Source organism: Embleya sp. NBC_00896 (genome assembly GCF_045207785.1).
Lineage (GTDB): Bacteria > Actinomycetota > Actinomycetes > Streptomycetales > Streptomycetaceae > Embleya.
In genome coordinates, this window is the sequence record NZ_CP108776.1 from 1,853,376 (window position 1) to 1,866,558 (window position 13,183).

Here is a 13,183-nt window from a genome sequence, read left to right on the forward strand (position 1 = left end):
GGAAAGGAAGGGAGCGTGCCGTGGGTTGGTTCGACGACAACCTCATCCCGGCCGTGGACGGCGTCGCCTACGGGTTGTTGCTGTTCGTGGTGGCCGCGGGCCTGACCCTCGCCTTCGGCTCGGGTGGTGTCCTCAACCTCGCCCACGGCACGCTCTACGCGTTCGCGGCGTACACCGCGACCGCGGTCGCCGACGGCTCGTGGCTCGGCCTGATGCTCGCGGTACTCGCGGGCATCGCGGCGGGCGCGGCCGGCGGTGGTGTACTGGCCGTGTTGACCGCGCCGATCGCCCGACGCGGGCACATGGCGCAGGCGATGCTGACCTTCGGGGTCGCACTGGTCGGCGGCGATCTGCTGACGACCGCGTTCGGCAAGGACGACCCGCAGGTCTCGGTGCCGTCGGCACTGGAGGAGCCGGTGTCGATCGCCGGCCACAACTACCCGGGCTACCGACTCGCGTTCATCGTGGTCGCGGTGGTGCTCGGGCTCGCGGGCTGGTACGTCCTGGCCCGGACCCGGATCGGCGCCGCGGTGCGCGCGTCGGTGGACGATCCCGAGATGCTCGCCGCGGGCGGCATCTCGCCGGGCATGGTGCGCAGCGGCGTGCTGATCGCCGCGGGCACCCTGGCCGGTCTCGCGGGCGGCCTGGGCGCGCCGATCATCGGCCCCTCCACGTCGGTCGCCAACACCGTGCTGTTGCAGTCGCTGCTCGTCGTGGTGATCGGCGGACTCGGCTCGGTCGGCGGCGCGCTGCTGGCCGCGATCCTGGTCGGCGAGGTGCAGACGCTGGGCGTCACGCTGATGCCCGACTTCGCGCCCTACCTGCTGTTCGCCACGATGGCCGCGATGCTCATCGCGCGTACCGCGCGCTTCGGTCCGACGGGGAGCCGAGTATGACGACCCTGCCCATGCGCCTGCAGACCGCGCTGCGTTCGCCGCGCGCGGTCCTCGCGGGTCGGATCCTGGCCGTCGCCGCGATCGTGTGGCTGGTCGCGGCGCCGTACCTGGTGGGCGTGTTCACGATCATCCTGCTGTCCCAGGCACTGTCCCTGGGTCTGCTCGCGGCGAGTGTCGCGGTGCTCGGCGGCGGCGCCGGGCTGCCCTCGCTCGGACAGGTCGCGCCGTACGCGGTCGGCGGGTACACCGCCGCGATCCTGGCCGAGCACGGCATGACGATCGGCATCGTGCACACGCTGGTCGCGGCGGCCGCGGGCGCCCTGTTCAACGCGCTCACCGCACCGATCGTGGTCCGCACGCGCGGCGTCACGGTGCTGATGATCACGCTGGCCGTCGGCGAACTCGTGCGCACCGCGGCCGAGAAGTGGAAGTCGGTCACCGGTGGCACCGACGGCAAGTCGGGCGTGCCGCCGATCCAGCCGTTCTGGGGCACGGGCGACCTCGTCGAGGACGTCGACACCTACTGGTACGTGCTGGCCACCACGCTCGTGGTGATCGCGCTGACCGCGCTGATCCTGCGCTCCCCGGCCGGCCTGCTGCTGGACGGCACCCGCGAGAACGAGACCCGCATGCGCGCGGCCGGTCACCCGGTGACCCGCTACCTGTCGATCACCTACATCGGGGTGGGCGCGCTCGCGGGCGTCGCGGGCGCGTTGCTGATCGCGATCCAGCGTTACATCTCGCCCGCCCACATCGGCTTCGACACCTCCTCGCTCGTGCTGCTCGCGGTCGTGATCGGCGGCGGCGCGTCGCTGGTGGGCGCGCTGCTGGGCGCGGGCCTGATCGTGTTCACCCGCGACTGGCTCTCGGGGCCGTGGCCCGGGCACGGGCCGCTGCTGCTCGGCGCGCTGTTCCTGGTCGCGGTGTACACGCTGCCCAACGGGCTCGCGGGCCTGGCCGCCGGCGGCCCACGGGCCGCGTGGCGGGCTCTGGGCAAGACCCCCGAACCGGCTCCGGAGGCGAAGGAGTCCGCGGCCGGCCGGGCCGATCCGGGCGATCTCCTCACGATCACCGGCCTGACCCGTCGCTACGGCGCCCTGGCGGCGGTGGACGGCGTCGACCTGACGGTGCGTCACGGCGCCCGGCACGCGCTGCTCGGACCCAACGGCGCGGGCAAGTCGACCGTGCTCGGGATGGTCGCGGGCGCGATCCCGGTGACGTCGGGCAACATCGTGTTCGCCGGCCGCGACATCACCGGGCTGGCCCCCGCCCGCCGGTCGCGGCTCGGCATCGCGCGCGCCTTCCAGCAGCCGGCGGTGGTGCCCTCGCTCACCGTCCTGGACAACGTGACGCTCGCGGCGTGGCGACACGCGGGCATCTCGGGCGTGTGGCGCTCGGCCCGGTACCGCACGCTCGCCGCCGAGGCCGCGACCCACTTGGAGACCGTCGGGCTGACCGATCGGGCCGACGAGATCGCGGGCGAACTGTCGCACGGGTCACGGCGGTTGCTCGACATCGCGATGGCCCTGGCGGGGCACCCCAAACTGCTGCTGCTCGACGAGCCGGCGGCGGGCCTGACCGACACCGACATCGACCGCCTCAGCGCGGTCCTGAAGGCGCTGCCGGCCGATGTGACGATGGTCCTGGTCGAGCACAACTTCGCGCTCGTGCGCGAAGTGACCGACACCGTCACGGTGTTGGCGTCCGGTCAGCTGCTGGCGACCGGCACGCCGGACGAGATCGCGGCGAACCCGGCGGTGCGCGACACATACCTGGGCGCGGCCGAGCCCGAGCACCAGGAGGTGGGCTGAATCGTGCTGGAGATCGGCGAACTGACGGCGGGTTACCAGGGCGGCTCGGTGCTGCACGGCGTCGACCTGAGCGTCCCCGAGGGGAGCGTGCACGCGCTCCTGGGCGCCAACGGGGCGGGCAAGTCCACCCTCATCCACACCGTGGCGGGTCTGCTCAAGCCCGCCGGCGGACGGGTCACCCTGGCCGGCGCCGAGCTCGCGGGCCGGCCGGCGCACGTCGTCTCCCGCGCGGGCATCGGTCTGGTGCCGCAGGGCCGCCGGGTGTTCGCGAGCCTGACCGTGGCCGAGCACTTCAAGCTGGCGCACCGCCGCGAGGCCGCGTGGACACCGGCCCGGGTGCTCGAACTGCTGCCCCGGCTGGGCGAGCGGCTGACCAACCGCGGCTCGCAACTGTCGGGCGGCGAACAGCAGATGCTCGCGATCGCGCGCGCCCTGCTCGCCGGGCCGCGACTGATCCTGCTCGACGAGCCGACGGAGGGCCTGGCCCCCGCCGTCGCCGAGCAGATCCGCGGCCTGATCGGCACGCTGGCCGACGAGGGTCTGACGATCCTGATCGCCGCGCCGCAACTGGGTTTCGTACAGGGCATCGCGAATGACCTGACGGTGCTGTCCACCGGCCGGGTCACCGCCCGCCTGACCGCCGCCGAGGCCGCCGAGGACCCGACCCCGATCCTCGAGGCACTGGCTCCGGGAGTGGCCACCTCACAGCCGTGATCCCGGATTCGGGGCCCCTGGGTGTATTGCCCCCGAATCCGGGATCACGCGCCGTCGATCACAGGTGCACGCAGCGGATCTCCAGCGTGGTCCACGCGCCGACGTGCACCCGGTCGCCGTCCCGCAGGTGCACCGGGTCGCGGCGGACCCGGTCGTAGCCGGCGTTGATCGTGGTGCCGTTGGCCGAACCGAGGTCCATCACCTCCCAGGTGCCGTCCCCGCAGCGCAGCAGCATCGCGTGCCGGCGCGAGACGCCCGGGTCGCCGAGCGCGATCTCCGGCGGGGCGGAGGTGACACTGGAGTTGCGCCGGCCGATCCGCATCGATTCGCCGGTCAGCTCCAGAGTCCACGGCTCCTCCTCGTGCGGGAAGTGCATGCTGTGCGCGTCCGGGCCGTCCCATTCCAGGACCCGCAGGAAGTAGTCGTGGTCGGGCATCACGCGTACCGTCCACAACGTGCGGGTCTCGACCTCCACCTTGGTGGCCGGTGGCTGCTCGATCGTTTTCGTGGGGTCGCCCGGCGGGGGCGGCGGCGGCGGTGGCGGTGGCGGCGGCGGCTGGTCCTGCGGGTTCTCGTGTCCGCAGCCCTCGCAGAACGCGTCGTCCGGCGTGTACGGAGTCGCGCAGAACCGACAGATCAGGTCGCCGGAGCCTCCGTTCGGCGGCCACACCGCCTCCTCCAGGACGGGACAGGGCGGCGGGATCGGGTCTTCCGCCGCATTGGGCATCGTGCGCCCACACTCGTCGCAGTAGTCCGCGGCGGTGGACTGATGGCCGACCGGACAGATGTGCATCAGCGGACCTCCTTCCTTTCCCCTACCCAACCCGACGCGTGAATCGAACGAGTACCCGGTGCGGTTCTCGGCACCTTCGCGCTCAGGCTCCGGGCGGTCCCACCCGCGCCGTCTTGTGCGACTCCACGTCGAGTTCCATCTCGGCCTCGTCGTTGTTGCGCAGCCTGCTGGTGCCGTCCGCCTCGACCTCGACGACCCGGCCGATCAGCCGCGCGGTGTGCTCGTCGCCCGCCTCGTTGGCCAGTTCCAGCGCCTGGACGAGTCGCGCGGTCGCGGTGTCCTCGTCCCCGTCCTTGCGGGCCTGCAAGCCCTCCTTGACGGCGTTGGCGAGCTTCTCGCGGCCGGTGACCTTGGCGACTTCCTGGTTGATCCGGGTGGACAGTTCCTCGTCGTCGGTCCACTCGGCGAACACCCCGGCCTTGGCCAGTTCGATGCCGCCGGCGCCGTCCGGCAGGACCACCGAGATCTGACACGGTCGGCGCCGGCCGTGCGGGTTGACCTCGTCCGGCTCGACCTCCAGGCACACGTGGTAGTGCTTGCTCTCGCCGCCCCACGAACCGGTCGGATAGTCCCCCGCGTTCGGGCCCGTCTCGCTACGCCGGGCCGTCAGGTCGTCGATCACCGGGTAGGTCTGCTTGATGTACTTCACCCGCGCGTTGCTGATCGTGCGCACCCGCAGGGCCACGTCGGCCACCGACTTGCCCATCGCGTTCTCCATCATCCTGGTGAAGTCGGCGGCCAGGTCCGCCGGTTCCTTCACGAGGCCGATGTCGCCCAGCAGCGCGGTGGAGATCTTGCGGACCTCGTCGACGCGCCAGTCGAGGCCGATGCCCCGGCAGTCGCAGACGAAGACGCCCTCGCAGTAGTCCAGCGCCTCCTGCAGGTCCTGCTCGCGCTCGCTCTCGTTCTTCCCGTCGGTGAGCAGGATCGCGTGCCGAATCGCGTCGGTGTGCGGTTCGAGCAGTCGGCGGGCCATCAGCAGCCACTGCCCCATGGCGGTTCCGCCGCGCGCGCGGAGCTTGTCCACCTCGCGCTTGGCCTCCTTGCGGGTGCGGTCGTCGGCGGGGACCAGCCGCTCGTCGAACGGGTACACCATCGACGCCATGCCGGTGCCGGCGACCACCGCGAACAGTGTGCCGTCGCGCAGCGTGTCGATCGCGGCCTTGGTGGCCTGCTTCGCGGCCTTGAGCTTGGTGGACGGGAAATCCATCGACCCCGAGCTGTCGACCATGATCACCTCGGCGCCGCGCGCGCCGCCGGAAACGCCCACGGGCTGCCCGGAGGCCCGGATGTGCGCGACCGCGTGAACCTCGTGGCCCCCCATCGGGATGTAGGCGTTCTGGTTGATCTCGATCGTGAATTCGGGTGCGCCTGACATGAATCCGACTCCTTCGGGTCTCGGTCAGTCGTGGTCGGGTCCGCGCACCGGATCCCCGGGCGGGCTGAACGGGATCAGGGCGACGGTGATGTTGTCGGCGCCACCGCGGTCGAGTGCGAAGCCGGTGAGCAGCCGCGCGGCGTCCAGCGGACGGTCGTACCCGCCCGGGAACACCATCGCGGCGAGCGTGGACGCGACCGACAGGTAGTTCCACAGGCCGTCGCTGCACAGCAGCAGTACGCCGGGGCCGGTCGGTCGCACGCTGGTCACCCGCGGACGCACCTCGCCCGCGTCGGCGCCCAGCCAGGACACGATCGCGTGCGCGCGCCGGTCGGCGTACGCCTCCGCCTCGGTCATCGCGCCCAGCGCGATCATCCGGGTCGCCCACGAGTCGTCCTCGGTCAGCAGCGCGGAGGGAGTGCGCCGGATCTCGGTCTGCTCGGGGTCCTGCGGGTCGATCGGCGCCGGCGGCAGCGTGCTCGCGCCGGGCAGCGTGTCGTCGCCGTCGGCGGGGTCGTCGGCGCCGCTGTCGGGATCGGCCAGCCAGTAGGCCCGGCTGTCGCCGACCCAGCCCACGGTGATCTCGCCCGGCGTCATGATGGCCGAGACCAGCGTGCACGCGGGCGCGTTGCCCGCGTCCTCGGCGCCCGGCATCCGGGCCACCGCGCTGGCCGCGGCCGCCACCCCGGCGCTGGTCGCCTTGGCCGGGCCGCAGCCCTCGACGAGCGTGGCCGCCATCGTCGCGCACGCGGTCTCGGCGGCGGTCGCCGACGCCTCGTCGGGCCGCGGCGAGGACGAGACCCCGTCGCACACCACCGCCACGACGTTGTCGCTGCCGTCCGGCATCCGCAACACGCGCAGCGCGGCGGAGTCCTCGTTGCGCCGGTGCCGCAGGCCGCGGTTGCTGACCATCGCGACCAGGCCGAGATCGCTCTCGACGTGGTCGCGCGGGTTGAACGGCCGGCCGCACGCGTCGCACCACCCGTCGGAGCCGATCGTGGCGGTGCCGCACGCGGAGCACACCGGGCCGTGCCCGCTGGGGGTCACCACGCGCCGCGGCGGCGGGCGTTCGGCGACGGGCGGTACGGGGATGTCGAGGTCGTATCCACAGGACTCGCAATAACGATCGTCGGCGTCGGCGGCGAGCCCGCACGACGGGCATGCCGCCGGGCCCGCGGTGGGATCCCGCTCGGGCGGGGCGACCTCGCCCCCGTCCGGGGCGCCCCCGGGCCCGGTCGCGTCCAGTCGTCCATATCCAGCCACTCTGATCACACCCACGTCCACGGTCGTACCTCGTTCGCCCGATCGACGAGCGCGATGCGCTCCGCATGCGTCGTCACATGCCGGGCCAGATCGCGGTAACACTTTTCCAAGGCGAACCGCAGAGGCTTTTCCTTCAACTCGCTTCCGAGCACCTTCGCGGTTCCACCCGCGTCGCCGGTGCCGGAATTCCCACCCTTCGCTCCCGCCTTCACCCAGCCCAACGCCGTCTCCAGGAGCTCGACGGCGAGCCGATCGTGTGCCTCCCCCTCCAGCCGCAGCGCACCGAGCCGGTCGGACGCGGCGGTCAGGTCGGGGCCCAGCGCCTCGTCGACGCCGCGCCCGCTTATCCGGGTGCGCAACGCGGCGGTCTGCGCCGCCACGTGGTTGGCCGAGGTGTCCGGCACGCTCTCGAGCGTGCGGACCGCGCCGGCCCGGTCGCCGGTCGCGAGCAGGCAGCGGGCCAGCCCGAACGCCGCGCTCACGTAGGCCCGGTCGGTCGCCCAGACGCCGCGATACTCGGCCGCCGCCTCCTCGTACCGGCCCATCAGCTCGGCGCACGCGCCGAGCGCGATCCGCGGCGCGGGCTCGCCCGGCAGCGCGCCGCGCACACCGTCGAAGTACTCGTGGGCGCGCTGCGGTTCGCCGTCCGAGAGAGCGGCCAGCCCCTCGAACCAGGGCAGTCGCCAGTCGTCGGGCTCGATGTCCGCGAGGAACGCCCGGGCCCGCACCACGTCGCCCTGTTCGATGCACATCCGGGCCAGCCGCAGCGTCCCCTCGGGCGAGGAGATGCCGGCCGCGGTCAGCGCGGCGAGCAGTTCGTCGGGGTCGGTCGTGGCGACCGTGGCGAGCAGGTTCGCGGCCGGGTCGGTCGCGTCCACGCGCGGTACGGGCAGCGCGCCGGCGATCACGCCGGGATCGGGCGCGGGCGCGAGCAGGCCGGGCTCGGTCGTGCGCGCGGCCACCTCCGCGTGGACCACCCGGGTCTCCGGGCCGAACAGCGCCGAGACGCCCGGCCGCGGCTCGCCGGTCCGGATCGCGACCACCTCGCGCAGCACGGCGACGCACTGCTCGGCCATGTCCGTCGCCGACGCGAAGCGCTGCTCCGGGTCGGGGTGGGTGGCCCGCAGCAACAGGCGGTGGTAGGACTCGAATTCGGCGAACAGCGGGACATCGGCCGCGGACGGCAGCGCGGCCTTCCACTTGCGCGTGTAGCCGGCGAAGTAGAAGCTCAGCACCGCCATCGTGCGGCCGACCGTGAACAGGTCCGATTCCACCGAGGGTTGGGCCCTGGTGGTCTCGATCTCGGGGGCCTGGTAGCCGACCGTGCCGTAGGTGAACTTGCCCGGCCGGGCCAGGTCGGCCACCGCGCCGAGGTCGATCAGCTTGAGCTGGTCCTCGGTCTGGATCACGTTGTCGGGCTTGAAGTCGCAGTAGACCAGGTTCTGTTGGTGCAGGTAGCCGAACGCGGGCAGGATGTCGATCGCGTACGCGAGCACCTGCTCGACCGGCAGCACGGCCTTGGGGTCGCTCTCGCGCATCGACTTGAGCCGATCCATCAGCGACAGGCCGCCGACGTACTCCATGACGAGGTAGGTCTCGTCCTGGCCGGTGAGCGGGTCCGGGTGCTGCACGACGGTCTGGATGTGCACGATGTTGGCGTGCTGGATCTGGGTCAGGATGCGCTGTTCGGCCGACGCCGCGGCACGCGAGTCGGCGTCGTCGCTGCCGAGCAGGCCCTTGAGCACGACCCACATGTTGTGCGCGGCGGTGTCCTGCGCGAGGTAGACCCAACCGAAGCCGCCGCGCGCGAGGCATCCGATGATCCGGTATTGGCCGACCATGTCGTCGCGCTGGAGCTTGGGCGCGAACGAGAACGGCGTGCGGTCGCGCGGGCAGAACCCGTTCGCGACCCCGGGGCGGCCGCCGCGGCCGCGCCCGACGGGCTGGTCGCACTTGCGGCAGAACCGCTTCTCCTCCGGGATCACCGGATTGCGCGCGAGCGCGGTCTCGGGATTGACCTTCGGCACGGTCGGCATCTCGACGAGCCCGCCGCCGAGCCGCCGGTTCGTGCCGGTGCTGCGCCGGGAACTGCGCCCCGACGTGGTGCGCGCGGTCGAGGAGCCCGCGCTGCCGGCCGTGCCCGAGGTGCCGGACGAACCCGCCGTCCCCGAGCGCCCGGAACCCCCGGGGTCGACCACGGCCGCCTGTGCGGCGCCCAGCGGTTCGCGCCCACACTCGGTGCAGAAACCTTCGTCGATCTCGCCGGCGCAAGGCGGGCGATTGCACTTCGTCATCTCGGTTCCCCCTTGTCGTCCGGACGATCCTCGCGTTGCGCGGCGATCACCGCCTCCTGATAGCGGGTCACCACCCGTACCGCCACTTCGAGTTCACACGGTGCTCGCCACAGCAACTCCTTGGCGTGGTTGAACAGCGATTCCAGGACGGGCTCCTCGCCGAGTCCGGCGCGTGCGGCCATCGCGCGATACGACAGCAGCAGGCCGCGGAGTTCGTCGCGGCGGGCGAGCGGCCCGTCGATGTGTCCGCGCGTCGCCGCGAGCCGATCGCGAGCGCCTCGCACGTCGTTCTCCAGGGCGCTCAGCTCGCGCGAGACGCGGGTCCAGTCGCCCTCGCCGCCGAGCGCGACGACCGCGCTCAGGCGATCCTCCAGGGTGGCCGCGCGCAACGGCACCTCGGGGACCCGCTTGTCGCTGATCCGGGTGAGGACATGAGCTCGGCGCCGGATCGTGTCGCCCTCCTGGTATTCGAGTTCCTCAAGTGCGGCCCGCAGTCGACCGATCCGCTCGTCGAAGCGCTGCCGCACGATCGTGAGCTGCCGCACCGCGTCGGTCACCCGGCGCAGTTCGTCTTCGAGGTCGGTGAGATCCACCGAACCCACGCGCCGATCGTCGCCGGTGGTCAGCGCCAACGGGTCGCTCGCCACGAGGGTACGTGCCGATTCGAGGAGCCGGCGGATCCGGTCCAGGGCGGCGGTCTGCTCGGGCGTCGCGTCCGGGCCGCCGAGTTCGCCGATCCGGGCCTCGACGGTGCCGATCCCGGCGTCGATCCGGTCCAGCGCGGGGACCAGACGGGTCCAGACCGCGTCGGCGGCCTCGACCACGGCGGTCACCTCGGTCCACGCGGGCGCCATGTCCTCGACCAGCTCGCGCAAGGTCATCCTGCGCACGTGCATCGCCGGATCGGTCAGTGCGCGCTGCCCGATCGGCACGTCCCGCGCGGCCAGCTCCGCGGACGGCCCGAGCAGCAGGAAGGAGAGCTCCTCCAGCTCGTTTCGCAACGGTTTGGCCCGCCGGCCGCGCAGCCCGCGCACCCGATCCAGGACCGCGCCGTACGCCTCGCGGTGCCCCCACAGCAGCGCGATCGCGCGCTGTCCTGCCGCCCAGCGCTCGGCGGTGCGGCCGCTGAGCGCGCCGCCTTCCAGGAGTTGCCGCCCCGGGTGGTTCTCCAGTTCCATCAGGCCGGCCGTGACGCCGTCGTACTCTGCCTCGTGACGAGCCGTCAGTTCGTCGATCTCGTCGCGTCCGAGCACGCGCGGCGCGGGGTTCACGGATTGTCCCGGTACACGGCCGCGGGCGGCTCGGGGACGGTGTCCGCCAGCGACGTGCCGAGGTGGTCCGCGTACATCGCCTTCCAGCGGCCGTTCGTGCGCAGCCTCTCCAGCACCGCGTTGACGAACCGGACGAAGTCGACCCGGTCCTTGGCGATCGCCATGCCGTACGGCTCCAACGTGATCGAGGGCCCGACCACGCGGGTGAAGATCGGGTCCTGCGACTGCAGGCCGGCGAGGATGGTGTCGTCGGTGGTGACCGTGTCCACCTCGCCCTGCTGGAGCTTGACCAGGCAGTCCGCCCAGGTGTCGCCCTCGACCGGCCGCACCTGCGGCGCGTCGCGCCGCAGCAGGGCCAGTGAGGTCGAGCCGGGCACCGAGCACACCCGCATGCCGCGCGGCAGCGCGGGCAGGCCGCCCTGGTAGTCGGCGTTCTCCGCCTTGCCGTCCTTTTGCACGAGCATGCGTTGGCCCGCGTTGAAGTACACCGACGAGAACTCGACGCTCTGCTTGCGCTCGCAGTTGATCGTCATCGTCTCGGCGACGATGTCGACGTCGCCGCGCGCGACCGCGATCGCGCGGTCCTCGTTGCGCAGTACCCGGAACTGGATGCGGCCGGGCCGGTCGTCGCCGAAGATCGCCTTGGCCACCTCGCGCAGCAGGTCGATGTCGAAGCCGTCCAACTCGTTGTCGCTCGGGTCCACGTAGCCGAAGGGGTAGCTGCTCTGGTCGATGCCGGCCTTGATGTAGCCGCGTTGGCGGAACATCGCCATCGTGCTGCCGGAGGGCAGCGCGGTGGGCGCGGGCAGGCCGCCGGTCGGGCGCAGGCTCGCGGTGACGTCGGGGCACGCGGAGTCGGGCCCGGGGGCCTTGGCCGGCGCGCGCGGGGCCTGTGGTGCGCCGACGGGCGGTTCGGCCGGTCGCCGCGCGGTCCGCTCGGCCGCCCCGGCGCCGCACCCGGCGACGGTCAGCGCGAGGGCACAGACGAGCGTGGGGAGCGCGATGCGGGTGGTCATGGGCGGTTGTACCTCCCGACCTCGCGGCGGACGCCGTCCACGGTCGCGGCGGCGGCGATCAGTGCGAGCACCCCTACTCCGACGTCCAGGCCCGCGAGCGAGTCGCGGCCCGCGGCCACCGAGTGGACGAAGTCGCGCTGGTCCTCGGCGACCGCGGCGTTCAGGGCCTCGTCGATCCGGTTGAAGGCGACCCGCGACGCGCCCTCCGCCTTGGTCACCCGGTCCACGGCGCCCTTGAAGTCGCCATTGCCGTACAGGTTCATGACGTCGCTGTGGGCCGTCTTCCATTCACCGGCGGCGACCTGTGCGGCCTTGATCTTCGCCAACGTCGCCCGGTCCGAGCCGGACACCCGTTCGGCCTGGGTGAGCATGCCGACGGTCGCGGGCTTGCCGTTCTCGGCCGGAACGCCCACGAGCTTGCCGTACGCGTCCCAGAAGTCCTGTTCGTACTGGCCGTTGTCGCTGCCGCGCATCACCAGGGTCAGGCTCTCGTCGCCGTGCGCCTGCAGGGTCAGGAAGCGGGCCTGGGCGAGCGTCTCGACCGGGCCCCAGCCGTCGCTACGGCTGCGGTCCAGGTCGTCGCGCGAGGAGGCGGTCCCGGTCCACAACCACACCACGGAGACCACGGTGGCGACGACGGCGACGACCAGACCGATGTTGAGCCGGCGATGGGTGCGGGCCGCGAAGAACCACAGCGCGGCGCCGAAGGCCGCCAGGCTCACCAGGAGCAGCGTGAGCGGTGCCCACGGGGTCGAGGTCGCGTCGCGGTGGTCGGCCGCCAGGCGCTTCTCCGCCATCGTGTGCAGGGCCTCGGCGGCCGGCAGGATCTTGCTGCGCATCACGTTCTTGGAGGCGGATCGCAGGTAGGCCGCGCCGACCGTGTTGCCCTGCCGGGTCTCGGCGCGGGCGCGCTCGACCAGCCGGGCGTACTCCGGCAATTGCACACCGATGACCGCGAGTTGCTCGGCGACCGTCCCGGTCGCGCCGGCGGCGGTGGCCTGGACCAGCGTGCGTGACGCGGTCTCGATCGCCTGCTGGTAGCGGTTGCGCACGTCCGCCGACTCGACGCCGCCCTCGAGCAGGCCGGCGGCCGCGGTGGCGTCCGCATCGGCGAGCGCCCGGTAGATCTCCTGGGTCTTGACGCCGAGTGGTTCGCTGCCGGTCGCGACGGACTTGGCGGCGTCCGAGCGGTCGTCGACCGCGAGCACCGCGAACAGACCGGCCAGGAGGCTGACCAGGACCAGCGCCACGCCCGTGACGAGCATCAGGCCCGGCGTCGTCCCGCCGGCCCGAACCAGTCGGCGCACGGATATGCCACTCGGGCGGAACACCTTGGCCGAACGACCCGTACGCCGCGCGGGCGCACCTGGGCCCGTTGATCCCGGAATCGAAACGGCTGTCGCCAACGCCTTGCCTCCCCCACTGTCGTGTGCGCCCCGCGTCCGGACGACCCGTCGCCACGTCCCCGCGCCGACCGCCCCCGCCGGTCCCGGGGGGAACGGTGTCACCTCGAAGTTATCGCGCGCGTGTGATGGCTCCCGATGGTCTTCCCTCGTTCTGTGTGCGGGACGCCTCAGGGCCAGGACATTACCGCTGCTCGGGGGCCGTTCGCCGGGCATCCCAGCACTCGGTGTCAGCGACGTGCCGGCGGTGCCGGCGGGATGTGCGCGGGGTATCAGCGGACCGGGTGAGGGTTGGTCACGACGAACAGCGGACGAGGACGACGAACACCGAACGGGAAGCGACC

General features: G+C 72.5%; 10 protein-coding genes. 3 read left to right on the forward strand and 7 right to left on the reverse strand.

Annotated elements, in window-relative coordinates; translation table 11 throughout:
- Positions 1-20 precede the first annotated feature (20 nt).
- The 3 genes from OG928_RS08345 to OG928_RS08355 are packed head-to-tail and all read left to right on the forward strand — an operon-like array spanning position 21 to position 3,421.
- Complete coding sequence (locus OG928_RS08345) at positions 21-896, forward strand: branched-chain amino acid ABC transporter permease (RefSeq protein WP_406281106.1); 876 nt, start codon at positions 21-23, stop codon at positions 894-896.
- A complete protein-coding gene (locus OG928_RS08350; protein ID WP_406281108.1) occupies positions 893-2,707 on the forward strand; it encodes an ATP-binding cassette domain-containing protein in 1,815 nt (604 codons plus the stop codon). Before OG928_RS08345 ends, OG928_RS08350 begins: the two co-directional genes overlap by 4 nt.
- A gap of 3 nt (positions 2,708-2,710) precedes the next feature.
- A complete protein-coding gene (locus OG928_RS08355) occupies positions 2,711-3,421 on the forward strand; it encodes an ABC transporter ATP-binding protein (RefSeq protein WP_406281110.1) in 711 nt (236 codons plus the stop codon).
- A 58-nt stretch (positions 3,422-3,479) separates the two neighbouring features.
- On the opposite strand, the gene OG928_RS08360 is transcribed toward OG928_RS08355, so the two are convergent.
- The 7 genes from OG928_RS08360 to OG928_RS08390 all read right to left on the reverse strand — a co-directional run bounded on the left by OG928_RS08360 (position 3,480) and on the right by OG928_RS08390 (position 12,743).
- Complete coding sequence (locus OG928_RS08360; protein ID WP_406281112.1) at positions 3,480-4,214, reverse strand: FHA domain-containing protein; 735 nt, start codon at positions 4,212-4,214, stop codon at positions 3,480-3,482.
- An 82-nt stretch (positions 4,215-4,296) separates the two neighbouring features.
- Entirely contained in the window at positions 4,297-5,592 is a 1,296-nt protein-coding gene (locus OG928_RS08365; protein WP_406281114.1) for a VWA domain-containing protein, read from the reverse strand.
- A gap of 24 nt (positions 5,593-5,616) precedes the next feature.
- Positions 5,617-6,870 (reverse strand): protein phosphatase 2C domain-containing protein, encoded by a 1,254-nt coding sequence (locus OG928_RS08370; protein WP_406281116.1) that lies wholly within the window; start codon positions 6,868-6,870, stop codon positions 5,617-5,619.
- Positions 6,861-9,149, reverse strand: coding sequence for a tetratricopeptide repeat protein (locus OG928_RS08375; RefSeq protein ID WP_406281118.1), 2,289 nt, complete (start codon positions 9,147-9,149; stop codon positions 6,861-6,863). Before OG928_RS08375 ends, OG928_RS08370 begins: the two co-directional genes overlap by 10 nt.
- Entirely contained in the window at positions 9,146-10,420 is a 1,275-nt protein-coding gene (locus tag OG928_RS08380; protein WP_406281120.1) for a hypothetical protein, read from the reverse strand. Before OG928_RS08380 ends, OG928_RS08375 begins: the two co-directional genes overlap by 4 nt.
- On the reverse strand, positions 10,417-11,436 hold the full coding sequence (locus OG928_RS08385; RefSeq protein WP_406281122.1) for a transporter substrate-binding domain-containing protein: 1,020 nt from the start codon (positions 11,434-11,436) through the stop codon (positions 10,417-10,419). Before OG928_RS08385 ends, OG928_RS08380 begins: the two co-directional genes overlap by 4 nt.
- Positions 11,433-12,743, reverse strand: coding sequence for a hypothetical protein (locus tag OG928_RS08390; protein ID WP_406281124.1), 1,311 nt, complete (start codon positions 12,741-12,743; stop codon positions 11,433-11,435). Before OG928_RS08390 ends, OG928_RS08385 begins: the two co-directional genes overlap by 4 nt.
- Positions 12,744-13,183 lie beyond the last annotated feature (440 nt).